This window comes from Altererythrobacter sp. Z27, assembly GCF_052683155.1.
The window spans coordinates 1-25241 of record NZ_JBQYMC010000001.1 but is presented as its reverse complement, the minus strand read 5'-3'; the positions used below and the strand labels follow the sequence as shown (position 1 = coordinate 25241).

General features: G+C 61.8%; 24 protein-coding genes. 15 read left to right on the top strand and 9 right to left on the bottom strand.

All coding sequences use genetic code 11. The features are described from left to right. The first annotated feature begins 13 nt into the window (after window positions 1-13). Both thrB and rnhA read left to right on the top strand, forming a co-directional pair. The gene (thrB, locus tag ACUJ47_RS00120; protein WP_445536455.1) at window positions 14-997 is read left to right on the top strand and encodes a homoserine kinase; all 984 of its coding nucleotides are present in this window, start codon (window positions 14-16) and stop codon (window positions 995-997) included. A 16-nt stretch (window positions 998-1013) separates the two neighbouring features. After that, complete coding sequence (rnhA, locus tag ACUJ47_RS00115) at window positions 1014-1460, top strand: ribonuclease HI (protein ID WP_445538825.1); 447 nt, start codon at window positions 1014-1016, stop codon at window positions 1458-1460. A 54-nt stretch (window positions 1461-1514) separates the two neighbouring features. On the opposite strand, the gene ACUJ47_RS00110 is transcribed toward rnhA, so the two are convergent. The 3 genes from ACUJ47_RS00110 to ACUJ47_RS00100 all read right to left on the bottom strand — a co-directional run bounded on the left by ACUJ47_RS00110 (window position 1515) and on the right by ACUJ47_RS00100 (window position 3867). Further along, window positions 1515-1697 carry a YegP family protein gene (locus ACUJ47_RS00110; RefSeq protein WP_445536454.1) on the bottom strand — a complete coding sequence of 61 codons (183 nt, stop codon included), beginning with the start codon at window positions 1695-1697 and terminating at the stop codon, window positions 1515-1517. A 110-nt stretch (window positions 1698-1807) separates the two neighbouring features. Continuing rightward, window positions 1808-2905, bottom strand: a complete 1098-nt coding sequence (locus ACUJ47_RS00105) for an NAD(P)/FAD-dependent oxidoreductase (RefSeq protein WP_445536453.1) — start codon at window positions 2903-2905, stop codon at window positions 1808-1810. After that, on the bottom strand, window positions 2902-3867 hold the full coding sequence (locus tag ACUJ47_RS00100; RefSeq protein WP_445536452.1) for an alpha/beta fold hydrolase: 966 nt from the start codon (window positions 3865-3867) through the stop codon (window positions 2902-2904). The genes ACUJ47_RS00105 and ACUJ47_RS00100 overlap by 4 nt, the downstream gene beginning before the upstream one ends. An 89-nt stretch (window positions 3868-3956) precedes the next feature. Here ACUJ47_RS00100 and ACUJ47_RS00095 point away from each other — a divergent pair, with 89 nt between their 5' ends. From ACUJ47_RS00095 to ACUJ47_RS00065, 7 genes are all read left to right on the top strand, one after another. Further along, window positions 3957-4448 (top strand): A24 family peptidase, encoded by a 492-nt coding sequence (locus ACUJ47_RS00095; RefSeq protein ID WP_445536451.1) that lies wholly within the window; start codon window positions 3957-3959, stop codon window positions 4446-4448. A gap of 85 nt (window positions 4449-4533) precedes the next feature. Then, the gene (gene cpaB, locus ACUJ47_RS00090; RefSeq protein WP_445536450.1) at window positions 4534-5622 is read left to right on the top strand and encodes a Flp pilus assembly protein CpaB; all 1089 of its coding nucleotides are present in this window, start codon (window positions 4534-4536) and stop codon (window positions 5620-5622) included. A 77-nt stretch (window positions 5623-5699) separates the two neighbouring features. Beyond that, the gene (locus ACUJ47_RS00085) at window positions 5700-7244 is read left to right on the top strand and encodes a type II and III secretion system protein family protein (protein ID WP_445536449.1); all 1545 of its coding nucleotides are present in this window, start codon (window positions 5700-5702) and stop codon (window positions 7242-7244) included. Window positions 7245-7262: 18 nt separating this feature from the next. Further along, a complete protein-coding gene (locus ACUJ47_RS00080) occupies window positions 7263-7907 on the top strand; it encodes a CpaD family pilus assembly protein (protein WP_445536448.1) in 645 nt (214 codons plus the stop codon). A 3-nt stretch (window positions 7908-7910) separates the two neighbouring features. After that, complete coding sequence (locus ACUJ47_RS00075; RefSeq protein WP_445536447.1) at window positions 7911-9197, top strand: pilus assembly protein CpaE; 1287 nt, start codon at window positions 7911-7913, stop codon at window positions 9195-9197. A gap of 95 nt (window positions 9198-9292) precedes the next feature. Continuing rightward, entirely contained in the window at window positions 9293-10264 is a 972-nt protein-coding gene (locus ACUJ47_RS00070; RefSeq protein WP_445536446.1) for a type II secretion system F family protein, read from the top strand. Window positions 10265-10281: 17 nt separating this feature from the next. Next, a complete protein-coding gene (locus ACUJ47_RS00065; RefSeq protein ID WP_445536445.1) occupies window positions 10282-11301 on the top strand; it encodes a type II secretion system F family protein in 1020 nt (339 codons plus the stop codon). An 87-nt stretch (window positions 11302-11388) separates the two neighbouring features. Here the strand turns inward: ACUJ47_RS00065 and ACUJ47_RS00060 are convergent, their stop codons facing one another. Together ACUJ47_RS00060 and ACUJ47_RS00055 are read right to left on the bottom strand one after the other, a co-directional pair. Next, complete coding sequence (locus ACUJ47_RS00060) at window positions 11389-11859, bottom strand: MarR family winged helix-turn-helix transcriptional regulator (protein WP_445536444.1); 471 nt, start codon at window positions 11857-11859, stop codon at window positions 11389-11391. 52 nt (window positions 11860-11911) lie between these two features. Then, entirely contained in the window at window positions 11912-12781 is an 870-nt protein-coding gene (locus ACUJ47_RS00055) for a crotonase/enoyl-CoA hydratase family protein (RefSeq protein WP_445536443.1), read from the bottom strand. Between the two features lie 387 nt (window positions 12782-13168). Here ACUJ47_RS00055 and ACUJ47_RS00050 point away from each other — a divergent pair, with 387 nt between their 5' ends. After that, complete coding sequence (locus ACUJ47_RS00050) at window positions 13169-14473, top strand: dicarboxylate/amino acid:cation symporter (RefSeq protein WP_445536442.1); 1305 nt, start codon at window positions 13169-13171, stop codon at window positions 14471-14473. 179 nt (window positions 14474-14652) lie between these two features. Here ACUJ47_RS00050 and ACUJ47_RS00045 read toward each other — a convergent pair whose 3' ends face one another. From ACUJ47_RS00045 to ACUJ47_RS00035, 3 genes are all read right to left on the bottom strand, one after another. After that, window positions 14653-15039 carry a hypothetical protein gene (locus tag ACUJ47_RS00045; RefSeq protein ID WP_445536441.1) on the bottom strand — a complete coding sequence of 129 codons (387 nt, stop codon included), beginning with the start codon at window positions 15037-15039 and terminating at the stop codon, window positions 14653-14655. 408 nt (window positions 15040-15447) lie between these two features. Next, complete coding sequence (locus ACUJ47_RS00040) at window positions 15448-16233, bottom strand: SDR family NAD(P)-dependent oxidoreductase (protein WP_354144496.1); 786 nt, start codon at window positions 16231-16233, stop codon at window positions 15448-15450. A 28-nt stretch (window positions 16234-16261) separates the two neighbouring features. After that, a complete protein-coding gene (locus ACUJ47_RS00035) occupies window positions 16262-17431 on the bottom strand; it encodes an acetyl-CoA C-acetyltransferase (RefSeq protein ID WP_445536440.1) in 1170 nt (389 codons plus the stop codon). Between the two features lie 251 nt (window positions 17432-17682). On the opposite strand from ACUJ47_RS00035, the gene ACUJ47_RS00030 reads away from it, so the two are divergent. The 3 genes from ACUJ47_RS00030 (at window position 17683) to ACUJ47_RS00020 (ending at window position 21029) form a co-directional block, all read left to right on the top strand. Continuing rightward, entirely contained in the window at window positions 17683-18501 is an 819-nt protein-coding gene (locus ACUJ47_RS00030) for a class I SAM-dependent methyltransferase (protein ID WP_445536439.1), read from the top strand. A gap of 109 nt (window positions 18502-18610) precedes the next feature. Further along, entirely contained in the window at window positions 18611-19339 is a 729-nt protein-coding gene (locus ACUJ47_RS00025; protein ID WP_445536438.1) for a 2OG-Fe(II) oxygenase, read from the top strand. Between the two features lie 7 nt (window positions 19340-19346). Then, complete coding sequence (locus tag ACUJ47_RS00020; RefSeq protein ID WP_445536437.1) at window positions 19347-21029, top strand: 2OG-Fe(II) oxygenase family protein; 1683 nt, start codon at window positions 19347-19349, stop codon at window positions 21027-21029. A 111-nt stretch (window positions 21030-21140) separates the two neighbouring features. On the opposite strand, the gene ACUJ47_RS00015 is transcribed toward ACUJ47_RS00020, so the two are convergent. Beyond that, window positions 21141-24074, bottom strand: coding sequence for a TonB-dependent receptor domain-containing protein (locus ACUJ47_RS00015; RefSeq protein WP_445536436.1), 2934 nt, complete (start codon window positions 24072-24074; stop codon window positions 21141-21143). A gap of 221 nt (window positions 24075-24295) precedes the next feature. On the opposite strand from ACUJ47_RS00015, the gene ACUJ47_RS00010 reads away from it, so the two are divergent. Both ACUJ47_RS00010 and ACUJ47_RS00005 read left to right on the top strand, forming a co-directional pair. Continuing rightward, complete coding sequence (locus ACUJ47_RS00010; protein WP_445536435.1) at window positions 24296-24808, top strand: hypothetical protein; 513 nt, start codon at window positions 24296-24298, stop codon at window positions 24806-24808. Between the two features lie 209 nt (window positions 24809-25017). Next, a partial coding sequence (locus ACUJ47_RS00005) for a hypothetical protein (protein WP_445536434.1) occupies window positions 25018-25241 on the top strand: 224 nt, incomplete at its 3' end.

Sequence of the window (25241 nt, the reverse complement as noted above, 5' to 3'; positions counted from 1 at the left end):
CGGCTGGGCACCGATGGCGGTCTATACGCATCTCGCCGCCGAGCGGCTGGCCGAACTGATCGAAGCCTATGATGTCGGCTCGCTAGTATCCGCCAAGGGCATTGCCGAAGGCGTGTCGAACAGCAACTGGCTGATTGAAACTACCGGCAACGACGGGCGCGGCGCGCGTTTCATCCTGACCATGTACGAACGGCGGATCGAGACTTCCGACCTGCCCTTCTTCCTCGGATTGCTCGATCACCTCGCGGCGCGCGGTTGCCCGGTCCCCCGCACGATCCACGATCGCGACGGCGCATTGTGGCGGACCATCGACGGGAAGGCGGTGGCCCTGATCGAATATCTGTCCGGGGTCTCGATCGATCATCCCACTCCGGCACAGGCGCGCTCGGTGGGTCGCGCGCTGGCACGCATCCACCAAGCCGTGGCGGATTTTCCGCAGTCGCGCACGCAAACGCTCGGGCTGGCAGGTTGGGACCGGACCATCAACGATTGCGGCGCAGAAGCATTGGCCACGATCGATCCAGCGCTGCCCGATCTCGCCTTTGGCGAGCTGTCATGGCTGGCGGGACATTGGCCGGGCGGGTTGCCGCATGGCGTGGTGCATTGCGACCTGTTCCCCGACAATGTGCTGATGCTGGGCGACGAGGTAAGCGGCCTGATCGACTTCTATTTCGCCGCGAGCGATTTCTTCGCTTACGATCTGGCGGTGACCCATGCGGCATGGTGCTTCGAGCGTGGCGGCGAAACCTTCCGCGAAGATGTCTCCAAGGCCCTCCTGCAAGGCTATCAGGCCGAGCGCCTCCTAAGCGAAGTCGAGCGTGACGCCCTGCCCGCACTGGCGCGCGGCGCTTGCATGCGCTTCATCTCGAGCCGCGCGGACGACTGGCTCAATACGCCAGCCGACGCGCTGGTCACGCGCAAGGACCCGATGGATTTCGCTCGCCGCCTGCAATTCTACGCCGCGCATGGCGAAGAACTGTTCGCGCAAGGCCTTTGAACGGCAGGCGCGTGAAATGAAGCAGGTCGAAATCTTCACCGACGGCGCTTGCAAGGGCAATCCCGGCCCCGGCGGCTGGGGCGCCTTGCTGCGGATGGGGCGCCACGAGAAGGAACTGTCCGGCGGCGAAGCGGTGACGACGAACAACCGCATGGAACTGACCGCTGTGATCAGGGCGCTGGGCACGCTGACCGAACCGTGCAGGATCGATCTCTACTCAGACAGCAAATATGTCGTCGATGGCATCACCAAATGGGTCCACGGCTGGCAGAAGCGCGGCTGGAAAACCGCAGCGAAGCAGCCGGTGCTCAACGAAGACCTCTGGCGCGAACTGATCGATGCCGCATCACGCCACAAGATCGCCTGGCATTGGGTCAAGGCCCACAACGGCCATATCGAGAACGAACGCGCCGACCGGCTCGCCAGCGACGAGGCCGACAAGCGCAACGGCAAGGGCGCCTAGCCCGCGCCCGCACCGCGCCCTGTTGAGGCGCCAATTCTGAAGAGTGAGGCTGGCTCAGCCGGTGGTAGTGTCGACGACTTCCGCGTTCGGCCCGTTCTTGAGTACCGATTCGATGGCGTTCTTCGCGCTCGCCTTTGAGCTGTAACCTTCGGTCCACCAGATCGTTTCCGAATTGTAGACGAAATAGGACACGAATTCGCCCTTCTTGTTCTTACGAATCTCGAAGCGGTGAGCCATGCAATTTCTCCTTCGACAGACTTTACGGATCGCCACAGACTAAAGAACCGAAAACAAAAAGCCAGTGCCTCGTGATTAATCTCTATCGAGCGGTGCAGGCTGCAATCGACCTATCGGAAGCGCGCGGGAGAGTATGCGTCGGCATCAAGGGCCTGCGTCATCGCGTCAGGCTCCCTCCCCAGCAATAGTTGCGCCCCCAGCCGCGCAGCCGCGGGAGCTGTCTGGATGCCGTAGCCGCCCTGCCCTGCAAACCAGAAGAATTCGCGGCAGGATGGATCGCGGCCATAGACGGGCAGGCGATCGGGCGCGAAGCTGCGCAGCCCCGCCCATTTGCGCTCAAGCCCGCGTACCTGCCAATTGGTGGTGTGTTCAAGCCGGTCGATCGCGATGGCGACATCCAGTTCTTCTGGCGCGGCATCGACGGCAGGTGACGGCGTTTCGTCATGCGGGCTCAGCCACAGCCGCCCGCTCTCGGGCTTGAAATAGAACTCCCCCGCAATATCGAGGCACAGCGGCAGATCGTCGGGCGGCGGCGGATCGACCCGCAATTGCACCACGGTGCGGCGATAGGGCGTGATCCCCAGCGGACGGACGCCCGCCATTTGCGCGATCTCGTCAGCCCAGGCGCCCGCCGCATTCACCAGCGTGGCAGAAGAGAACTCGCGGCCGTCGGCCAGCATAAGGTTCCACCCGCCCTGCCTGCGCGAGATTGCCGCCACCCGGGCACGGCATTGCGGAAGGATGCCAGCAGCCTTGGCCATTGCAAGGTAATGCGCATGGAGCCCGGCCACATCGATATCGGCGCAGCGCGGTTGCCAGATCGCGCGGTCCCATTCTTGCTTTAACCCCGGCACTATCCGGTCCAGCTCACTGCGTCCGATCCGCTCGAACAACGCGCCGCTGCTTGAAAAATCGGCGAAGAAGCCTTCGATCAGTGCCTCGTCCTTCTCGCGCGCGAGATAAAGCGCCCCGCGGTCGCTCAGAAAGCCGTGCTCGTGCAGGTAAGTCCCCGATGCAAGCGTGAGCGGAACGATCGCCGGCCCGCCATAGCATTCTTCCCAGAAAGCGGCGGAGCGTCCCGTGGCGTGATAACCGGGCATGTCCTCGGCTTCGAGCAAGAGCACGCTGGCAGCATCGCCAATTTCCGCGGCAATGCTGGCGCCCGCCATCCCTGCGCCGATGATCGCAATATCGAAGTGTTCGCTCACTGCGGCGGCGCCACCCGGTCGAGGAATTCCGCAATACCGGCCATCGCCCTGTCACGCACGGGATCGACTTCGCGCAGGATCTCGTGATCCGCCTCGTCGCCGAACCGCACCAGCGTCGCATTGGGCAGGCGCTGCGCCGCCGCCTCAATCGCTTTCATCGAAATGAGCTTGTCGTTCGACGTCCCCAGCAAGAGCACTGGCGTGGTCACGCTTTCCAGCTTGCCGGGCGCGAACAGGCCGCGCATCGAATCATAGGCCCGCTCGACCCAGCCCCAGCTGCCCGGCCCCATCACCAGTTCGGGCCTGTGCTCGCGCCACCATAATTCATCGGCATAGCGTTCGTCGTCATGCGTCAGCAGCGCCTGGCGCGAAGCGGGCACTTCGCCCGGCTTCTCGCTCCACTTCCATGCCGGGCGGCGGCGGTCGCCAATCGCGCACATCAGCCGCGCGGCAAGCTGCCCCAACGCTGGCGGGAGCGGCCCCACGAAACCTAGCATGGGGGCGGAGAGCACCAGCGCATCGGGATCGACCTTGCGCTCTGCCAGCGCACGCAGCGCCAGATGCCCGCCCATCGAATGGCCGGCGAGAATGTGCGGCCCCGGGGTCGAAGCCTTCCATTGCGGCCAGAAGGCGGCGAGGTCCGTCACCCAATCGCCGAAATCGCCAATATGTCCGGTAACCTGATCATTGCCCAAGCGGCCCGAGCCGGCCTGCCCGCGCCAGTCCGAGGCAGTGACTCGCCAGCCTGCGCGATGCCATTGCTCCAGCGTCTCGAGATATTTTTCGTAATGGTCGCCGCGCCCCGGGAAAAACAGGATAGAGCCGCGTACCGGTTGCCCTTCGCCACCGCCGGGCCAGTCGATCCGGCGTATCAGAAAGCCGTCAGACGCGGCCCATGTGCTCTCTGTTGCGTCGGCCGGAATTGCCCGCCGATCGATCGGTTTGGAGGCCGCTGTTTCCATGTGGCTAATATCATCCCCTCGGGCTTGGTTACTTTTTGGTAAGTGATACCCTTTAGCTCTGGCCTCCTAGGGGAACCACTGGGGGCTTCATGCTGGGCGAATATCTCCACTACGGATTGCTGGTTGGATTGGCAATTGCGCTGCTTTTCGCGGCCTTTACCGACCTGCGCCGCCGCCAGATCGACAATTGGCTCAATGCCGGCATCGCGCTGGCCGCGCCTTTGTTCTGGTGGGCCAGCGGCCTTTCTTTGTGGCCCGGCGTGGCGATGCAACTGGGGGTGGCGCTGGCTGCCTTTGCCGTGCTCGCCGGATTGTTCGCACTCAAGATGATGGGCGGCGGGGATGTGAAACTTCTCACCGCCCTGGCGCTGTGGATCGAGCCGAGCTGGTTCCTGAAACTTTTGATCGTGATGGCGCTGGCAGGCGGCATCCTGACCATCCTCGTCGGTGCCTGGCATGTCATGCGCCGCCAGCGTGATCGCATCGCCGTTCCTTATGGCGTCGCAATCGCTGCGGGCGGCCTGTGGGTGCTCGGCACGCAATATATTCCAAGGGCCGGCGAAGCGGCCGGATTGGGATGAACCTGATTTTAACCAGTCTGCGAATAGACGGATGAACCATTCCCGCCCGCAAGCGATCGGGCCGAACTAGGGGGCTAGAATAGCCATGGATAGGAAGAAGCTGGTTTTGCTGCTTGGAGCGCTGGTCATCGCGATCGGCACCGCATTGGCAGCACGGAGCATGTTTGCCGGCAGCGCGGCACCCGAAGTGGTGGCAGCACCGGTTCCTGAAGGACCCAAGGTTCTGGTGGCGCAGCGCGCGCTGCCGACCGGCACGATCATCACTGCGGATGCGATCAGCTTCCAGCAGTGGCCTGAAGAGCTGGTCAAGGACGCCTACTTCATCGACGGCGAAGCGGACATCAACCAGTTGCTCGGCACTGTCGTGCGCCACCCGATCACGGCTGGTGAGCCGGTGACCCAGGGTTCGCTGGTGAGCCCGGGCGACCGTGGCTTCCTGGCTGCGGCGCTTGGCCCCGGCATGCGCGCTGTGACCGTTCCGGTTTCGGCCAAGACGGGTGTGGCTGGCTTTGTCTTCCCGGGCGACCGGGTCGACCTCGTCCTGACCCAGACGGTCAAGGGTGACGAAGGGCAAGACCTCAAGGCTGCCGAAACGGTGATGCGCAACCTGCGCGTGCTCGCGACCGACCAGTCGACCGAGCAGACCACCGGTGAAGACGGCAAGACCATCGTCCGTGCTTTCCGCACCGTGACGCTCGAAGTGACGCCAAAGATCGCCGAGAAGGTTGCCGTGGCACAGACCATCGGCACGCTCAGCCTGGCGCTGCGCTCGATCGCGGACAACCAGATCGAACTCGAACGCGCAATCGCTTCGGGTGACGTCGTGATCCCCGACAATGCGACGCCTGAGCAGGAAGAAGAGCTGATCCGCACGGCAATGAGCCGTCCGAATGACCGCAGCTCGAGCTACAGCACCGGTGGTGACGTCTCGCGCTTCCAGCGCCGTTCGATGCCGCCGATGAACGGGGGAGCGCCCCGCTCGGCTTCGGGCGACGGCAGCTCGACTTCCTATGTCGCCACCAACGCCGGCCCGGTCGTCCGCGTGACCCGTGGCAAGCAGACCACCGCAGTGCCGGTGAGCGGCGGCTCGAACGCCCTGCTGAACCAGCAAGCGCGCGGCGTGAACGACGCCGGCCGCACCGTGCCGGTCGCCGGCTCGCTGCTGATCAACTGAGGGGACGGACGATGACGAGCACATTCGAAGCCATCAACGCCGTCCCGGCAAATCGCATTCAACCGAGGGGCAAGACCATGAAACGCCGCCTGACCGCAAAAATGCTGCTTGCAAGCCTGGCCATCGCGCCGCTGGCGAGCGTGCCGATGACCACTGCGACCGCGCAGTCGGTGTCCAGCCCTGCCAGCGACATCGTGATCTCGATCGGTCGCGGCGAACTGGTCACCATCCCCGGTGCCATGGCCGATGTGTTCATCGCCAATGACGCCGTGGCGGATGTGCAGGTGAAATCGCAGCGCCAGCTCTATGTGTTTGGCAAGGCCGGTGGCGAAACCACCATCTATGCCAGCAACTCGCGCGGCGACGTGATCTGGTCCGCCAATGTCCGCGTCGGCTCGAACATCGACAGCATCGACCAGATGCTGGCGCTGGCGATGCCCGAAGCGAAGATCGGCGTTGCGACCATGGGAACCAACACCATTCTGCTGACCGGCACTGTGGCGGCCCCGGAAGATGCTGCTGAAGCCGAACGCCTGGTCCAGGCCTTCGTCGGCGACGGCACCAATGTGATCAGCCGCCTCAAGATGGCGACGCCGCTGCAGGTCAACCTGCAGGTGCGCTTCGCGGAAGTCAGCCGCTCGCTGGTTCGCACCATCGGCGCCAATTTGCTCACGGTCGACCAGACCGGCGGCTTCAAGTTCGGCATCACAAACGGCCGGGCTTTCTCGCCGCAATATACGCCCGGCAGCCCTGGTGGCCTGGGCGTTGGCCTGACCAGTGGCCCGGCCGGCAGCTCGCTGGTTACCGGAGCATCTGGTTCAACCACGATCGGGGCATTCGGCAAGCTGCTCGGCCTCGATATTGGCGCTGCACTTGACCTCGCGGAACGCGACGGCCTGGTAACCACGCTATCGCAGCCGAACCTGACGGCTCTTTCGGGCGAAACCGCCGAATTCCTTGCCGGCGGCGAATTCCCGATCCCGATCAGCCAGGGTCTGGGCTCGACTTCGATCGAATATCGTAAATATGGGGTTAGCCTCGCCTATACACCAACCGTGCTGGCCAACGGCCGGATTTCGATCCGAGTCCGTCCGGAAGTTTCCGAACTTTCGAGCCAGGGCGCGGTCATGATCGACGAATTCCAGATCCCGGCTCTGACGACCCGGCGTGCGGAAACGACTGTTGAACTTGGTTCAGGCCAGAGCTTCATGATCGCCGGCCTGATGAGCAACAATGCTCAGACGACGATCGACAAGGCGCCGGGCGCGGGTGACATCCCGATCCTGGGCAATCTGTTCCGCTCGCGCTCGTTCCGTCGTGGCGAAACCGAACTGGTGATCGTGGTGACGCCGTATCTGGTGAAGCCGGTCAACGCCAGCGACATCAAGCTGCCGACCGACGGCTTCCGTACGTCGAGCGAGCTTGAGCAGCTTGTCGGTTATCGCGAGAACGATGGCCAGAGCGGCGCAATCCGCCCCGGAGCGACGGCGGTCGACAAGGAAGTGCCGCCGCCGAGCGTTGGCGGAGTTACCCCTGACGCACTCGCGCCGCGCCAGTCGAAAGACGAAGAACGCAACAAGGATCGCCGCGCTGAAGCCGCGACTCCTGGTTTCAGCCTCTAATCGGGAAAGGTGAGAACGATGCCCTTTGCAAATCACAGCAAGCTTGCGGGTGCCCTCGCCCTCTCGCTCGGCCTCGCGCTGGGTGCTTGTGGCGGCATGCCCACGAACAAGAGCCTCTACAGCGTCAAGCAGCCGGTGGTTGAACGCACCAGCTATACCTTTGACGTGAAGACCAGCGAAAGCGGGCTGACCATTTCGGAGCAGCAGCGCCTTGAAGGCTGGTTCGATGCGATGGAGCTTGGCTATGGCGACCGCATTTCGATCGACGATCCGCTCGCCAGCGAAGCGACCCGCGGAGCGGTGGCCGATCTTGCCGGACGCCGCGGCATCCTGGTCGAATCCGGTGCGCCGGTCACTTCGGGCTCCATGCTGCCGGGCTATGCCCGCGTCGTGCTGACCCGTTCGACCGCTTCGGTCCCTGGTTGCCCCGACTGGTCGGCCAAGTCGGACATGAACTACAACAATGGGACCAACCCGAACTATGGTTGTGCAACCAACAGCAACCTCGCTGCCATGGTCGCCAATCCGCAGGATCTGCTCGAAGGCCAGCGTGGCACGGGTGAAACCGTGATCATGAGTTCGTCGAAAGCGATCAATTCCTATCGCGAGCAGGCTCCAACCGGAACCCAAGGTCTCGCCAAAACCGAAAGCGGAGGTAACTAAGCCATGAACGCGCCCTGGAAATCCGGCATGGCCGGCAACCGCGATCCCTTCGCCGCCTATATCTGCGACGATGCCGCGCTGGACGTTCTGCGCCCGGTGGTGATCGAGCTGGGCTGGCAGCCGGAGAAGTGCAACAAGGGTGGCCTGCGCAATGCCGTGCAGTCGCTCAGTGTCAGCGCGAGCCCGAACATCCTGCTGGTCGACCTGTCGGAAAGCGGCGATCCGCTCAACGACATCAACGGCCTTGCCGAGGTTTGCGAGCCCGGCACAGTCGTGATCGCAATCGGCCAGGTCAATGACGTGCGTCTCTATCGCGACCTGCTCGCGAGCGGCATCCACGATTACCTGCTGAAGCCGCTCTCGGCCGGCCAGTTGCGTGATGCTCTGAACCAGGCCCAGGCCGTGTTCACTGCACCGCGCAACCAGGAGGGCGACGGGGTCAAGCATCACATTTCGACCGCGATTATCGGCACTCGTGGCGGTGTTGGCGCTTCGACGCTGGCGACCTCGCTTGCCTGGATGTTCAGCGAAGAGCACAAGTCGCCGACCGCGCTGCTCGATCTGGACGTGCATTTCGGCACCGGGGCGCTGACGCTCGACCTCGAGCCGGGCCGCGGCCTCACCGATGCGATCGACAATCCGAGCCGCATCGACGGCCTGTTCATCGAACGCGCCATGATCCGCGCCAATGACAATCTGTCGATCCTTTCGGCAGAGGCACCGATCAATTCGCCGCTGATGACCGACGGCGCCGCTTTCGTGCAGCTGGAGGAGGAATTCCGCCAGGCGTTCGAAATGACCGTGGTCGATCTTCCGCGCAACATGCTGATCAACTTCCCGCATGTCCTGTCGGACGTGAACCTGGTGGTGCTGATGGCGGAAATGACGCTCGCCTCGGCGCGCGACACCATCCGCATCCTTTCCTGGCTCAAGACCAACGCTGCGCATGCGCATTCGCTGGTCATCGCCAACAAGGTGCAATCGGGCATTGCCGAAATCAGCAAGGCCGATTTCGAAGCTTCGATCGAACGCCAGATCGATTTTTCGATCCCGTACGACGCCAAGGCGGCGGCGAATGCGGCCAAGCTGGGCCAGACCTTCGCTCAGGCCAACCGCTCGAGCAAGGCAAGCGCAGTGATCCGCCAGATCGGTGAACGCGTCATGGGCGCAAGCGCGGACGACTTCACTACGGGAGAAACCGGCAAGAAGTCGCTGCTGGGCAGCTTCGACCTGAAATCGCTGATGGCGAAGAAGGACAAGACGCAGCCAGCTCACGAGCCGGCCGAATAAAAGGGCATGGCGTGCCCATCCGGTAAATATGCAGACCGGACAGACACGCCGCCCCCTTCGCACGTTGAATTGAGAACGAAAGGCGGGACAATCGCATGGGCATGTTTCAGACCCTGTTGCTGAGCCTGGTAGTCATGGGATTGCTGTTTGGCGTCTATTCCCTGGCGACCGGCACCTCAGTGTCCAAAGCCAGCAGCCGCCGCTTGCAGGCGGTGCGTTACCGCCACTCGGAAAGCACCGACACCAAGGTCGAATCGCAACTCAAGAAGGCGATCGCCGCGCGCAAGCCCAAGGTGCACCGCGTGGCAGGCGCCGGCTCGCGGGCCGAAGCGCTCGAAATGCGCCTGAAGCGGACCGGCAAGAAGTGGACGCTTTCGCAATATCTCTATGCTTCACTCGGCATCGCCCTGGTCATTGCAGTGCTGATCTACCTGCGTTCGGGTGCTCTGCTGCTCTCGCTGGGGGTCGGCATGGTTGTGGGTGCCGGTTTGCCGCACATGGTAGTGAACTGGACCATCAACAAGCGCACCAACAATTTCGTCGCCAAATTTCCCGACGCGATCGAACTGCTCGTTCGCGGCCTGCGCTCGGGCCTACCGGTCACTGAAACGCTGGTGGTGGTGGCGCAGGAAGTTCCCGGCCCCGTAGGCGAGGAATTCAAGGCCATCGTCGAGCGCATCAAGATCGGCCGCACCATGGAGGAATCGCTCCAGGAAACCGGCGACCGGCTGGGCATTCCCGAATTCAACTTCTTCTGCATCACGCTCGCGATCCAGCGCGAAACCGGCGGCAACCTCGCCGAGACACTGTCGAACCTTTCGGATGTTCTCCGCAAGCGTTCACAGATGAAGCTCAAGATCCGTGCAATGAGCTCGGAATCGAAAGCTTCGGCCTATATCGTCGGCGCATTGCCATTTGTCGTCTTCGGCATGATTTGGTGGATCAACCCGGCCTATTTGAGTGGCTTCTTCAGCGATGACCGGCTCATCGTAACCGGATTGGGCGGCATGGTCTGGATGTCGATTGGCGGCTTCATCATGGCCAAGATGGTCAGCTTTGAAATTTAGGCGGGGAACAGGACATCATGTTTAGCACGAGCACTGGACCCAAGCTTCTCGGCTTCGACGTTATCGTCATCGGGACGATTCTGGCGGGTATCGCGGCGTTTGCGGTGATGATGGCGATCTACGCCGCGGTCACCGTGAAGGACCCGATGGCCAAGCGCGTCAAGTCGCTCAACGAGCGGCGCGAAGAACTCAAGGCAGGGATCGTCACTTCGAACGCGAAAAAGCGTACGAGCCTGGTTCGCAAGAGCCAGACGACCGACAAGATGAAGCAGCAGCTGGAAGGCATGAAGGTCCTCCAGCAGAGCCAGATCGAAGCGATCCAGCAGAAGCTGGCCCATGCCGGTTTCCGCAACAAGGAACTCGCCGTCCTGATCATCGGCTTGCGCATGGTCTTGCCGATCGTATTGGGCCTCACCGCTTTCGTCCTGCTCTATGTCGTCGAGATCTATCCCGACTGGCAGATGAAGAAGGTCATGGCGCTCTCCGCCGCCGTCTTCTTCGGCTACAAGGGCCCCGAAATCTATCTCAAGAACATCGCGACCAAGCGCACCAACGAGATCCGCAAGGGCCTGCCTGACGCGCTCGACCTGCTGGTGATCTGCGCCGAGGCCGGTCTTACGGTCGACGCTGCCTTCAACCGCGTCGCCAAGGAACTGGGCCGCGCCTATCCCGAACTGGGCGACGAGTTCGCGCTGACCGCGATCGAATTGTCCTTCCTCAACGAACGCAAGAAGGCCTTCGACAACCTGGCCTATCGCGTCGACCTGGAATCGGTGCGCGGCGTGGTCACCACCATGATCCAGACCGAGCGTTACGGTACTCCGCTCGCCTCGGCGCTGCGCGTGTTGTCCGCCGAATTCCGCAACGAGCGCATGATGCGCGCGGAAGAAAAGGCCGCCCGCCTGCCCGCGATCATGACCGTTCCGCTGATCCTGTTCATCCTGCCGGTGCTGTTCATCGTGATCCTTGGTCCGGCAGCCTGCTCGATCGCCGACGCTTTCGCCGGCGGCCCTCCCGGGGGCGGAGGCGGCAACTGACCCGCGCGGCGTAACCGCGCAAGGCATACCGCCGCTCGTCCCAAGGGGGTAACTAGGACGAGCCAGACGGAGCCGGCCCGTCACGCGTCAAGATCGCGTGGCGGGCCGCATCCTTTCCGCCTGGCGGAAAACCCGGCTCAGCAATTCGCGGAACTGCTCGCATTCGGCCTCACCCAATGTCGAGAAGATTTCCGCCTCGATTTCCCTTGCGAGCGGCATCACTTCGCCATGGATCGCGCGCCCCTCTGCCGTGAGTTCGAGCAGGTGCGAGCGCCCGTCATCGGTGTTCGGGCGGCGCGCGATGAGCCCGCGATCCTCAAGCACCTTGCAGGCGCGATTGACCGCCACCTTGTCCATCAGCGTGGCGTCCGTGAGTGCGCGCTGCGTCACCGTCCCCGCATCGCCCAGCACCGCCATCACCCGCCATTCCGGGATCTTGAGCCCGAAGCGCACGCGATAGCGCTCGGCGATCAGGCTGCTGACCGCGTTCGAAGTGACCGATAGCTGGTATGGCAGGAAATCTGCCAGCCGCCCGCCGGGTTTAACCTTTGCGTCCATTGATCCGGTTTCTAATGCAACCATCGGCGCTGGCAAGTGCGCCGCTCAGCGCTCAGCGATACTTGGCCTCGTCCCACCAGGGATAGAAATCGGGCATGTCCTGGCTGACCTTGCCGGGATAGGCCGGATTGCGCTTTTCGAGGAAGCTCGCAATCCCTTCCTTGGCATCCGCTCCGCGCGACAGGCGATAGATTGCCTTGCTGTCGATCCGGTGCGCGTCCATCGGATGGTCGCCCGACGGCAGGCGCCACATCATCGCGCGCGTCATCGCCACCGAAATTGCCGAAGTATTGTCCGCGATCTCGCGCGCAAGGCCGCGCGCCACGTCCATCAGCTCGGCTTGCGGATGCACCGAGCGCACCAGCCCGCCCGCCTTGGCTTCCGCGGCGTCGAACACGCGGCCGGTGTAGCACCATTCGAGCGCCTGGCTGATCCCCACGATCCGCGGCAGGAACCAGCTCGAGCAGGCTTCGGGCACGATCCCGCGCCGCGCGAAGACGAAGCCATAGCGCGCATTGTCCGAAGCGAGGCGGATATCCATCGCCAGCTGCATCGTGATGCCGACCCCCACGGCAACACCATTGCAGGCCGAAATCAATGGCTTGGTGCTGTCGAACAGGCGCAGCGTCAAGCGCCCTCCCCCGTCGCGCACGCGCTCGTCCGAAAGGTCGTCGACCGGCGTCGGATCGGAGAAGACATGGCCGCCGCCTTCGGGCGTAAGGTCGGCGCCGGCGCAGAATGCGCGATCGCCCTGGCCGGTGAAGATGACCGCGCGCACATCGTCATCCGCATCGATATCGTCCATCGCCGCGATGATCTCGTCCATCATGACGCGCGTGAACGCATTCATCTTCTCGGGGCGATTGAGCGTGATGGTGGCAATGCCATCGGCCTTGTCGACGAGGATCTGTGTGTAGTTCATCTCAATCTCACTCCCTGCCATGCCCGGCTATGCGACACATGCGACACTGTCCTGGAAAGGAAAATTCCGCCCGGATGCCTGCGCTTGCAAGCATGTGCACTTTGGCGCGAAATGGCGGGGCGTGTCATCGGCAAAACCGATAGGGCATGTGCGGGCGAGTAGGAAAGCGGCCAATCAGGGAACGACCCACAGCTCGTCATTCCCGCGAAAGCGGGAATCCACGGAGGGTCAGCGCCATTTGGCTTATGGATTCCCGCTTTCGCGGGAATGACGATGGGAGAGATGTTGCTCACAGATGTCCGCTAACGACCCAATTGTGGACCTTAGGAACCGGTTTTCTTGCCTTGCTTCGGTTTTACTCGCACCTTGGGCTGTGGGGGAAGTCGTATGGGTGTTTTTCGAAAGTTGTTCGCACTGCCCTTGGCGGCACAAATACTCGTAGGGCTTGCAATAGGGGCCGCAATTGGCCTCGCCCTGCCCTCGGCCGGAACGGTCGAACGCGTGGACGACATGGTCGCAGTTCTCTCCGTCGGTGGGCAGCTTTGGTTAAGGGCGCTCCAGATGACCATTCTCCCGTTGGTCTTTGCCCTTTTGTCGACGCTGTTCCTGCGAACCCAAGGGTTGTCTGGCGGCGGCAGGGCGACACGTCGAGCAATAACGGTCATTATCGGGCTTTACCTGCTGGGTATCCCACTCGGGATACTCTCCACATATGGCCTACTTTGGCTTTTCCCGATCAACGACGACATGGCCCAGGCGCTTCGGGCCATGGCAGGTGAAGGCATCCCGTCTGCCAGCGTGCCCTGGGCGGATGCGGTCCTATCCTTCGTGCCCAACAATATTGTTGCAGCAATGGGCAGTGGCAATTTGCTGCCAGTCCTGTTCTTTTCCCTTGTCTTCGGCGCGGCCCTGGCGAAGCTCGAAGATGGCAAAGGCAAGGAGACACTGGTGGCCGCGCTCACGGGGCTTGCCGATGTGATATTCATCATCGTGAATTGGGTTTTGCGCTTTGCTCCCTTGGGCGTCGCGCTGCTGATCCTCCCAACCACTCACAACCACGGGACGGATGTCTTCGCTGGGCTGGCCCACAACATCGGACTCTCAGTAGCGCAGATTCTTATGGCGATTGCGGTGATTTATCTGATCGCTGTTACCGTCGGCAGGATACCGCTAGATCGGTTTGCAAAGGCCATGCTGCCAACCCAGTCGGTTGCCATCGGAACGCAAAGCTCGACTGGTTGCATGCCGCTGACAATCAAGAGTTGCCGCGAAATGGGAATATCGGAGGCAGCTATCGATGCTACCGTGCCGATGGTAGCGGTGATCTTCCGATTTATTGCCCCCTGGGGTTTCCTCATTACCTCAATCTACGCCGCCCAGGTTTACGAACTGCCGCCGCTGAGTATCGGCACCCTCCTGATGATTGGCATTGTTGGAATCCTGATTGAAATGAGCAAGGTTGGTCTTCCAGCCGCCGCCACATTCCTTGCCTCTTGGGCACCCATGGCAGCACTCGTTGGCTTTCCAATCGAGTTCGTGGTTGTGCTGCTCGTTGTCGAAACAATTCCCGACATCTTCAAGACTGTCTTGAACGTGACCGCTCACGCGACGGCAGCTGTATTGGTCGACCGGCACCCTGAACTAACCAGCGCTACAGAAAGCGAGGAGGCAACACCGGCTTCACTTACTTGAGCCAGACACCCCGCTAGGCAAGTTTCGATCTCATGTCTCTAGCGCCCGCTTTCCACCCACTTTCGGACATTAGAGCACTGAAAATCGTGAATGTCTGCTAACGACCCAATTGCGGACGTTCAGCCTTCTGTTGGCGCACTCCAAATGCCAAAGTCCAGAATTAGATCGCGCAAAGCAATTTAGTGCCACACGGTTGGATCGTATTCGAGGTTGGCCTGCAAGGCCCCGGCATGGGAGCGCGCCGCAAAATTGGTGTCGGCCTGCCTCTGATACTCCAGAATCGAGCCAATTGATTGATCTGAAAGAAAAGGCAGAAGGCGTCGACATTTCTTCTCGGCCACCAATTTCATCGCCTCAGACTTCATAGCTCGTGCTTTCGCATCCTGCTCATAAAGGGCGAGAATGAAACGGCAAAACCTCTCGATATAGGCTGCATTTACGTCTTCAGAATCTAAAACTGATTCAATAACTTCTCTGAATCGATCCCTTGCTGCCTCGTGTCGACCTTCGAGCATCAACAGTCGCGCATCATATGCGTTCATGAGATCGGATTTGTTGGGCGTCATGCTCAGAGCAACGTCGAAGTGCTTGCGAGCCTGCCCGAGCCTGCCCGAGCCTGCCTCCGTTCACGTGGAATAGCGAGCTTCTCAAAAAAACGTACTTCAATAATTTTTCGATCATTCGTTGCCTTCAAGAGCTTCGTAATTAGCTATGCAACCGAAGCAAGATATCCTTCGATAAAAGCATTGGCACCACCTGCGCCCTTAGCTGCATTAAGTTGCTAGCATCTGGGTCGATTTGGACAATGTCCGCTTTCCACCCAATAACGGACCCTTGGTCGCTTCGTCTTAGAGCGCCCCCGAACGGACCGACGAACAAAAACCCCCGCCATCGCTGGCGGGGGTTCGTGTCACTTGAATTGTCCCGGCCCCATGGGCCGCAAGCGCGACCGCGCCGGGTCGCGTGCGCCAGACTTAGCGCGGGGCCATCCGGATCGCGCCGTCGAGGCGCACGTCCTCGCCGTTGAAATAGCCGGTCTCGATCATGCACAGCGCCAGCTTGGCATATTCGGTCGGGATGCCGAGGCGCTTGGGGAACGGCACCGAAGCTGCCAGCGCGTCGCGCACGTTTTGCGGCGCGGCAGCAAGCAGCGGGGTGTCGAAAATGCCCGGCAGGATGGTGTTGACGCGGATGCCTTCGTTCATCAGGTCGCGCGCGATCGGCAAGGTCATGCCGATAACGCCGGCCTTCGAAGCCGAATAGGCCGCCTGGCCGATCTGGCCGTCTTCACCCGCCACGCTGGCGGTGTTGACGATCGCGCCGCGCTCGCCGAATTCGTCCAGCGGATCGAGCGTGAGCATGCCCGCAGCCGACTTGGCGATGCAGCGGAACGTGCCGATCAGATTCACCTGGATCACGAAATCGAAAGCCGAGATCGGGAAGTGCTTGATGCTGCCGTCTTCCTTGCTGCGGCTGGCGGTCTTGATCGCATTGCCGATGCCCGCGCAATTGACCAGGATCCGCTCTTGCCCATGCGCTTCGCGCGCCTTGGCGAAACCGGCGTCTACGTCTTCGTCGCTGGTCACATTGACCTTGCAGAACACGCCGCCGAGTTCGGCGGCCATGGCGTTGCCCTTCTCTTCGTTCATGTCGAAGATCGCGACCTTGGCGCCCTTTGCGGCGAGCGCGCGGGCGGTTGCCGCACCCAGGCCCGAGGCCCCGCCGGTGACGACTGCAGGGGTATTGCTGCTGATTTCCATCAGTTATTTCCTCTCAGATTGGAAAGACTTAAAGCGCCTCGACGATGGTGACATTGGCGACGCCGCCGCCTTCACACATCGTCTGCAGGCCATATTTCTTGCCGCGGCTGTGCAGCGCATGGACCAGCGTGGCCATCAGCTTGGTGCCCGAAGCGCCGAGCGGGTGGCCGAGCGCGATCGCCCCGCCGTGGACATTAAGCCGGTCCGGGTCGGCGCCGGTGTGCTTGAGCCATGCGAGCGGAACCGAAGCGAAGGCCTCGTTCACTTCGAACAGGTCGATGTCGTCGATCTTCATACCTGCCCGCTGGAGTGCGCGGTCGGTCGCGAACAGCGGTTCTTCGAGCATGATCACCGGATCGCCCGCGGTCACGGTGAGGTTGTGGATGCGCGCGAGCGGCGTGAGGTTGTGGCGCTTGAGCGCTTCCTCGCTCACCACCAGCACGGCGGAGGAACCGTCGCAGATCTGGCTCGAGCTGGCAGCGGTGATAGCGCCTTCAGGGCTGAGCAGCTTGACGCCGACAATGCCCTCGAGCGAGGCATCGAAGCGGATGCCTTCGTCGACCGTGTGCATCTGCGTGCCTTCGGGCGTTTCGACTTCCACCGGAACCACTTCGCGTTCGAACGCCCCGCCCTGGGTCGCGGCGATCGCCTTCTGGTGGCTGGAATAGGCGAACCGGTCGAGGTCGTCCTTAGTGAAGCCATGCTTCCGCACGATCATCTCGGCGCCCATGAACTGGCTGAAGTTGATGCCCGGGAACTTCTCTTCGATCCCGGCGGCCTTGCTGTAGAGGCCTTCCTTCATGTGGAAGGTCACGTTCGAGCCCATCGGTACACGGGTCATGCTTTCGACGCCGCTGGCGATCACCACATCCTGCGTGCCGCTCATCACCGCCTGTGCAGCGAACTGGATCGCCTGCTGGCTGGAGCCGCACTGGCGGTCGATCGTCACCGCGGGGGTCGATTGCGGCAGCAGCTTCGACGCGAGCACGCCCATGCGCCCGACCTGCATCGCCTGCTCGCCGGCCTGGCTGACGCAGCCCGTCACCACATCGTCGATTGCCGTCGGGTCGATCCCGCTGCGCTCGACAATGGCATCAAGCGACTTGGCGAGCAGGTCGACCGGGTGCACCCCGGCCAGGCGTCCGCCGCGGCGCCCGCCTGCGGTTCTCACGGCTTCGACGATATAGGCGGTCGGCATTGGGAGACTCCTCACTCGCGTTTCAATTCGCCACTCGGTTAGGCACGGCTTACGTTTGCGTCAACTAATCAAGTTGGTGGCTCGCGCCCGGCGCTGCTGCCGGTGCAATCGGGCCGACGGCGGTTGCAATTGACGCTGGGCCAGTCGAAAATGGTCCAATGAGCAAGACCTCCCAAGGCGCTTGGAACGAATTCTGGGCTGCAAACAAGAGTGCCGGACAAGGCAGCGGATGCCTTCCCGCCGGTTACCGCTTGATCGATGCGGCGCAGCAGGCTGCCTGGCACTCTTTTTCCAAGAGCTTGCCCAAATCTGCGCAGGTTCTCGACCTTGCAACCGGCGATGGCAAGGTCATGCGCTGGCTGCTGGCGGCGAGACGCGATCTGAAACTGACGGGCACGGATTCGGCGGAACAGCTTCCTGAGCCTCCGCGCGGGACCAAGATCAGGCCCGGCATCAGGATGGAGTCGCTGCCTTTTCCTGATGGCCGCTTTCATGCCGTGACGAGCCAGTTCGGTTTCGAGTATGGAGATATCGAAATCGTTGCTGGCGAGGCTGCGCGGGTTCTGCGCCAAGGGGGCACGCTTGCCATTCTGACGCACCGCAAGGATGGCCCGATCCTGGCGCACAACCTCAAGCAGCGCGAGCAGCTTCGCTGGGCACTAGAAGAGCGGGACCTGCCAGCAATCGCCAAGCGCAGCCTGCAGCTCAGATCGGCCGGCGTCGCCTTGATTCCGCAGCAGATCGCCGACGCTCCTGCGGAAGGGGCGCGCACATATGGCCCCCAGTCCGTGGCTTGGAACATTGCCGAAGCTATCAAGCAATCGCTGGTGATGGGCGCTCGTGACCATCCAGCGAATGTCGCTCGCCTGATCGATTCAATCGTGTCGAAAGCGCAGAACGAATTGGGCCGCATCGCGTCTTTGGAGTCCGCTTGCGAGACAACGACAGACGCGAAGCGGTTCGATTCGGCAATGGCATCCGCCGAGTTTGAAGTAATCGCCCACGAACCGCTATTCGAAGATGGCAAGTCCCAGCCATTCGCCGATTTCCGGTCCTATCGCCGCAGCTGAAAACGGGCTCGTAGACGGCAAGTCCGAAATTGACGGCAATCGCCACCAAGGTTCACTTGCCAAGATCGGTGGCCGACGCCTATTCCCTCCGGCAATCATGGCGCGACAATTGTTCGAAATTAATCCGGATCTGGACCGTTCGGCCCTGGCGGAAGCCTTCGCGCGCGACACCCGTGTCCAAGTGCGCGATTTCCTGACGCGCGACACAGCCGAGGAAATCCGCGAGATCCTGGCTACCCGCACCCCTTGGGGCCTTGCGATGCAGGCAGAAGGGACCGCATTCACCGGCCCGCAACAGATCCTTCCGCATGAGATGAGAGCGCCACAAGGCCAGCAACGAGCGCAGGCGATTGGCGAGGCGACACAGGAAGCAGCGGCACGGGGCGATTACGCATTCCGTTTCGCGCAATACCCGATCCTCAAAGCAATGGAGCAAGGATGGGAGCCGGGCGGCCCGCACGAGATAATCCTAGAGCACGTCAATTCACCCGAATTCCTTGACCTCGCACGCGACATCACCGGCGAACACCTCGTGAAGGCCGATGGGCAGGCCACGCTGTTCGCAAAGCAGCAATTCCTCGGTCGGCATATCGACAGCCATGTGATGGATGGCTGGAGGGTCGCCTATGTGATGAACTTCACGATCGACGACTGGCACCCGGACTGGGGCGGTTACCTCAACTTCCTCGATGATGACGGCAATGTGGTGCAGGGTTTCCGCCCGCGCTTCAACTCGCTCAACCTGTTCCGCGTGCCGCAGCCGCATCAGGTTACCTTTGTACCCTCCTTCGCGCCGATCGGGCGCTACGCCATCACCGGATGGCTCCGCGACCGATAAGCCCGGCGTGAGCGACGCCCCGACACTGGCCCAGCAGGCCTCGCTACTCGCCCAAAGCGGCGACGACGCGGCGGCATCTTCGCTTTACGAACAGGGGCTTGAGCGTTTTCCGGGCGACGCGCGCTTTGCCAACAGCGCGGGCAATTTCCATGCGCGTGCCGGGCGCGATGCCCAGGCGCTCGAATTGTTCGAGCGGGCACTGGCGCTGGAACCGGAACTCGAGGAAGCGGCGATCAATGCCGCGATCGTACTGCTGAAGATGGATCAACCGGCACGTGCGGCGCAATTGCTCGCACAACATGAGGCTGGCAGCACGCGCTCTGCCCGTTATTGGACGATCCGCGCCAATGCCGAACGACAGGCTGCGCAATTTGAGTGGGCTAGCAACCACTATGCCCGAGCGCTGTCGCTCGATCCCGATAATGCCAAGGCACTCGCGGGCCAGGCGCGGCTGGCGCTAGAGCGCGGGCTGGACAGCGCGGTTGCGGATTACGAGCTCGCCTTGTCTCGCGCATCCGGCGATGCGCAGCTGTTCCATGATTATATCCAGGCGCTTTCAGCAGCCGGGCGGCATAGTGAAGCGCTCGAATGTTCAGATGCACTGGTGAGGCAATTGCCGATGTGGGTCCAGGGTCTCGCGCTCCATGCGGAAATGCGCTGGGGGGCAGGCGAAAGGGGCGATTTTACGAGCCATTTCGCGCAGGCTGCCAAGGAAGACATCACCCCCGATCTTTACCTCGCCTGGGCGGCGGCTCTGTCGGGCGTCGACCGTCAGAGTGAAGCTGCGGAAGTCCTGGCCCAGGCATCGTCACAATGGCCCGATAGCGAGCCGATCGCATTATCGCGGGCGATCGCTTTGGGAGAAGCGGGCCAAGGCGCCGAAGCCGAAGCAATCTTCGCCCAATTTGCGAAGGGCAGCCTGCCCGAATGGCCCGTTTCGCGTGCGCGCAATCTGCTGAGGATCGGGCGTATCCAAGAGGCAGAGCACCTGCTTGCGGCGATAGTCGATCCGAAGATGGTCGACATCTCCGCATGGGCCCTGATCGATGTCTGCTGGCGCCTGCTCGGAGATCCAAGGCATGAATGGCTGCATGGCCAACCGGGCCTTGTGCGGGAAGTGGCTCTGCCTGTGAGCGAAGGCGTATTCGCTTCAATTCGCGAGTGCTTGCTGGAACTCCACCGAAGTTCGTTCATGCCAATCGGCCAGTCGGTCAAGCAAGGCAGCCAGACCAAAGGAGCGCTGTTCGCGCGGATCGAACCCGAGCTTGCTCGTCTCAAACATGCGCTTGAAGACGTGCTCGCGGAGTACCGCACAGGCTTGCCCCCATTCGATCCGACGCACCCGCTGCTTGCCCATCGAGAGTATCCATGGGCGATCACCGGAAGCTGGTCGATCAGGCTGCAAGGCCAGGGTCGCCACGCGACCCACATCCACCCCAGAGGGCTTTTGTCGTCAGCCTGCTATTTCGAAGTTCCTGAGCAGGTCGATCTGGAATCACGCCCAGGCTGGCTCGAATTGGGCCGTCCTCCGCGCGAGCTGGTCGGTGGCCTTGAGCCGCTAAAGGCGATCCGTCCCAAGCCGGGCTTTTGCGCCCTGTTTCCGAGTACGCTGTTCCACGGAACGCGGCCGATAACCGAAGGCGATCGCATGACCGTCGCTTTCGACGTCACGGCCTCGACAGCACGCTAATTCCGCCGGGACCGATACCGGGCCAAGGCCCGCCGGCACTTCCTGTACAGCCCAAATGAAAAGGGCGGCGGATCCGAAGACCCGCCGCCCCTTCATTCAGTCAGACTTCGATCAGAGCTTCAGACGAGCCGAGACGAAGAAGTCGCGACCGAGCACGTCATAGAAGCTCGGCAGGGTGTTCGCCTGTTCTGCATCGCTACCGATGATCGGTGGCTTCTTGTCGAACAGGTTGTTCACGCCGACGTTGATCGAAAGACGCTCGTCAATGTCATAGCCGAAGGCCAGGTCGATGTAGTTGATCGAACCGACATATGGCTTCGAGATCAGAGCCGGATCGGTGCCAACACGGTCGGTGCCGCTGAACACGTTGTTGATGCGGCCAGACTGGGTGCCGTCTTCATAGCGCCAGCGCACCGAAGCCAGAGCCGGTCCTTCCGTGTAGGTCACGCGAACGTTGTGACGATACTTCGGCAGGCCATGCACGCCTTCGAGGATGTTCTCACGCTCGGGGATCGACTGGATCGGGATCGACCGGAACTTGTCCAGCCAGGTACCGAGGTAGAAGAAGCCCAGCTTGCCGTTGAACAGATCCACCGAGTAGTCGGCCTGAATGTCGATACCGCTGGTCTTCAGGATACCCACGTTATCCGAAAGGAACTGCGGGTTTTCGCCACCGGCCGTCTGGCCCAGAGCACCGGTGCTGCCACGCTTACCAGCGAAGACCGCGCAGATCGGATTGCTTGCGTCCTGAATGGTGTTGAAGCACAGGCCGAGGGCCGAGTTCATACCGCCAGCAAGAACGCCGATCGTGTCTTCAACCTTGATGTTGAAATAGTCGATCGTGACGTTCAGGCGCGGGACGAAGCTCGGCTGCAGCACCACACCGGCGGTGTAGGTATCCGAAGTTTCTTCCTGCACATCCGGGTTGCCGCCGAAGGAGCCCTGGATCTGCGTTGCCGGTTGGACCTGGCGGGTGAACACGTTCGCGGCGGGAACGCCCATCGCGATACAGAAGTCACGCAGCGCCGTCGTGCGCGAAGCCACCGAACCACGGTCTGAACAGGGATCGACTGAGTTCGGGAAGCCGGTCGACTGGCCGCCGAACAGATCTTCCACGTTCGGCGCACGCACCGCACGGGCATATTGTGCACGGAAGCGGATGTCCGGGATCGGAGCGAAGTCGATACCGCCGGTGTAGGTCCAGCTGCCGCCCACCGCGTCAAGCGAGTAGTCGGAGTAACGGGCCGCGCCGTTGATATCGAGGCGATGCACGATACCGTCTTCGATGATCGGAACGCGAAGTTCGGCGAACACTTCCTTCACGTCGTACGAGCCCGAAGTCGGCTGGCCGGCGTTGAAGCCGAGCACGTCGCCCGAAGCGAGGAATTCGTCCGGAATGTATTCCGAAGCCATCTTGCGATATTCGGCGCCGAACGCGAAGCCGACGTCTTCAGCACCCAGGCCGAGGTTGAACAACGTGCCCGAAATCGAGGCAACGGCGTTCTGCAGCGACGAGGTCTGGAGGTTGGTCGAGTCAACCGACACGAAGTTCACAGCAGCCTGGTCAGCCAAGCCGTCACCAAACACGTTGATCGGCACACAGCCAGCCGAACGTGCCGAGGCGTCGGCGCATTGGAGGGTGCCTCCGTTCAGCTCCCAGGTCAGCGCCTGGATGTAGCGGCTGCGCGAAATGTTGCCGCGCTGCAGCTGGCGGTTGCTGGTCTTCGAGTACGAATAGAACGCATCGAAATCGATGGTATCGGTGATGCTGCCACGGACGCCGCCGAGAACGCGGAAAGCGTCACGGTTCTGTTCCGAGTTACGTGCACCGGCCGAGAGGAAGCGATACTGGACCGTCGTCTGAGCATATCCGTCGCCGTCAGCGTCGTTCGCCTGAAGCAGGGTCTGCGTGGCTGCATTGAAGAACGGGCTGGCGATCAGCAATGGCGCCGAGACGCCGGTCGGAGTAGCAGCGAGTTCCTGCGCCACGCGGTTGTTGACGTAGCTCAGTTCCGAATAGACTTCCACGCCGTCCGAGATCTCATAGTGGCCGTAAGCGCCCGTGAGATAGCGTTCCTGCGGAAGCTGCAAGTAGTTCGCCGGAGCGAAGTTGTAGAGATCACCCGGGTCCTGGAAAGGACGAACAGCGCCGCCGGTGTCTTCGAACTTGTAGGTGCTACCACCAACAATAATCGAGGCAACAGGTCCAGTCGGCGACCCCCCCGCTACGAAGCCGAGTTCACCGCCGCGCGAGTCGCAGGTCGAAACGGTCGTGCCAGTCGGGAACGGCGTACCGATGCCGGTAGCGGAATCGGTGCTGCCCGGAACGATACAACCGTCAGCAGCCGCATTGCGCGAGAACGCGCGTGCGCCTTGGAAGATCGGCTTACGACGGGTGTAGTTCATGAACATGGTCACTGCGCCGCGACCATCGTCAAATGCCGAACCGATCGCGAGGTTGGCTGCGTAGCGCGAGCCGTCACCCTTGCCGGTGAGCGAGTAGCTGCCGCCAGCTTCGATGCCTTCGACATCCTTGAGGCGGAAGTTGACAACGCCGGAAACCGCGTCCGAACCGTAAACGGCCGAAGCGCCACCGGTCACAACGTCAACGCCAGCAAGCAGGAACTGCGGGATGGTGTTGAGGTCGACGACCTGGTTGGTATCGTAGAACATCCAGCGACGGCCGTTCACCAGCACCAGGGTGCGGGTCGAGCCGAGGTTGCGCAGGTTCAGCGTGACAGCGCCGTTACCCGGGTTGTTCGAGAAGCTGGTGACACCAGGCAGGACCTGCGGGAGGGTGTTGACGACCTGCTCGACGTTCACAGCGCCGGTCAGTTCGAATTCCTCGGCCGCGATCACCGCGACAGGGCTGGTCGAAGTCAGGTCGACGCGCTGAATACGCGAACCGGTGACGACGATGGCTTGCGACGGCGCAGCTTCTTCGTCAGCACCGCTGACGTCCTGCGCATATACCGGCGTGGCTGCCATGACCGACGCCATAACGGTGCCGGCAAGGAGCATAGCCTTGTTTGAACGGTTGGACATTCCAATCCCCTTGAAAAACGTGCGACCGAAGGACGCACACTACAAACCTTCGGACAATAGCGACCGAATTTGACGCCTCTAGGACAAGGTCGCGCAATATCGCAACGTCGCACGCGCAGTTTGATGCCTCTATTTTGCCACGTGTTGCCGTGCTGCTACAGTTGGCCAGAGCGGCAAAATGTGCGATCCGGCGGATAAAGCGTTCGATGGAGAGGGTTTGCATGCGTCGTGGATCGTTAATCGCACTGGCTATCGGTTTCCTGCTGCTGGCGAATCCAGCTTCGGCACAGGATAGTTCGGCGCAGGATCGCTATCTCGACGAACTCCGCGCGTGCCAGGCGATCGCCGACGACTCGGCGCGGCTCGCATGTTTCGATAAATCGGTCGGTGCGATCGTGGCCGCCACGCAATCGGGCGAAGTTCAGGTCGTCGAAAAGGAGCAGCTTGAAAAGACTCGCCGCGGCATGTTCGGCTTCACATTGCCCAAACTCGGCCTGTTCAGCGGCAAGGATGACCTTGAACTGCTGCAATCCACGATAACGCGGGTCAGGGGCATTCGCGATGGCTGGATCATAACCATCGAAGAAGGCAGCGTCTGGCAAATGAGCAACGTACCTTCGCGACTGAGCGCGCCGCAGGTCGGTGATTCCGTCGAATTCAAGAAGGCCTCACTCGGCTCCTACTTTATCCGGATCGATGGCCAGATGGGCGTGAAAGGCCGCCGGATAGAATAGCAACCTGCCTCGGCCCGGCGCTTGAGCCGCCAACGGCACATTTGCTGGCATGGAGCAAGTTGCCACATGTTGCATTTTGGTCACCAGTCTGGAACCAAACCGCACCTTCTCCGTTAATTTCCCCTCCTCTGCCTTGCTTCCCGTCGCTCAGTTTGCTTCTCTCGGGCCATCAACGCGGCAAAATCCGCACAGCTCAGGGGTGAGTTAATATGAAAAGCTTTGTAGCCGCGTCACGCGGTCGTTTCCCGCTTCTTGCGGGCGTTGCACTTGGGGCGGTCGCGCTTTCCGGCCCTGTCTTCGCACAAGATGCCGAAGTCGCCGAAGATGCCGATCAGGTTTCAACCGAGTCGGAAGCAATTCTGGTCACCGGCTCGCGCATCCAGAACGTAACGCCGTTCAACAGCCCTGACCCGATCGCCATCGTCAGCCCTGA

Coding starts and splice junctions, on each gene's coding strand:
- thrB (WP_445536455.1), top strand. CDS start 14: ATGGCGGTCTATACGCATCTCGCCGCCGAGCGGCTGGCCGAACTGATC.
- rnhA (WP_445538825.1), top strand. CDS start 1,014: ATGAAGCAGGTCGAAATCTTCACCGACGGCGCTTGCAAGGGCAATCCC.
- ACUJ47_RS00110 (WP_445536454.1), bottom strand. CDS start 1,697: ATGGCTCACCGCTTCGAGATTCGTAAGAACAAGAAGGGCGAATTCGTG.
- ACUJ47_RS00100 (WP_445536452.1), bottom strand. CDS start 3,867: ATGGAAACAGCGGCCTCCAAACCGATCGATCGGCGGGCAATTCCGGCC.
- ACUJ47_RS00095 (WP_445536451.1), top strand. CDS start 3,957: ATGCTGGGCGAATATCTCCACTACGGATTGCTGGTTGGATTGGCAATT.
- cpaB (WP_445536450.1), top strand. CDS start 4,534: ATGGATAGGAAGAAGCTGGTTTTGCTGCTTGGAGCGCTGGTCATCGCG.
- ACUJ47_RS00085 (WP_445536449.1), top strand. CDS start 5,700: ATGAAACGCCGCCTGACCGCAAAAATGCTGCTTGCAAGCCTGGCCATC.
- ACUJ47_RS00080 (WP_445536448.1), top strand. CDS start 7,263: ATGCCCTTTGCAAATCACAGCAAGCTTGCGGGTGCCCTCGCCCTCTCG.
- ACUJ47_RS00075 (WP_445536447.1), top strand. CDS start 7,911: ATGAACGCGCCCTGGAAATCCGGCATGGCCGGCAACCGCGATCCCTTC.
- ACUJ47_RS00070 (WP_445536446.1), top strand. CDS start 9,293: ATGGGCATGTTTCAGACCCTGTTGCTGAGCCTGGTAGTCATGGGATTG.
- ACUJ47_RS00065 (WP_445536445.1), top strand. CDS start 10,282: ATGTTTAGCACGAGCACTGGACCCAAGCTTCTCGGCTTCGACGTTATC.
- ACUJ47_RS00060 (WP_445536444.1), bottom strand. CDS start 11,859: ATGGACGCAAAGGTTAAACCCGGCGGGCGGCTGGCAGATTTCCTGCCA.
- ACUJ47_RS00055 (WP_445536443.1), bottom strand. CDS start 12,781: ATGAACTACACACAGATCCTCGTCGACAAGGCCGATGGCATTGCCACC.
- ACUJ47_RS00050 (WP_445536442.1), top strand. CDS start 13,169: ATGGGTGTTTTTCGAAAGTTGTTCGCACTGCCCTTGGCGGCACAAATA.
- ACUJ47_RS00045 (WP_445536441.1), bottom strand. CDS start 15,039: ATGACGCCCAACAAATCCGATCTCATGAACGCATATGATGCGCGACTG.
- ACUJ47_RS00040 (WP_354144496.1), bottom strand. CDS start 16,233: ATGGAAATCAGCAGCAATACCCCTGCAGTCGTCACCGGCGGGGCCTCG.
- ACUJ47_RS00035 (WP_445536440.1), bottom strand. CDS start 17,431: ATGCCGACCGCCTATATCGTCGAAGCCGTGAGAACCGCAGGCGGGCGC.
- ACUJ47_RS00015 (WP_445536436.1), bottom strand. CDS start 24,074: ATGTCCAACCGTTCAAACAAGGCTATGCTCCTTGCCGGCACCGTTATG.
- ACUJ47_RS00010 (WP_445536435.1), top strand. CDS start 24,296: ATGCGTCGTGGATCGTTAATCGCACTGGCTATCGGTTTCCTGCTGCTG.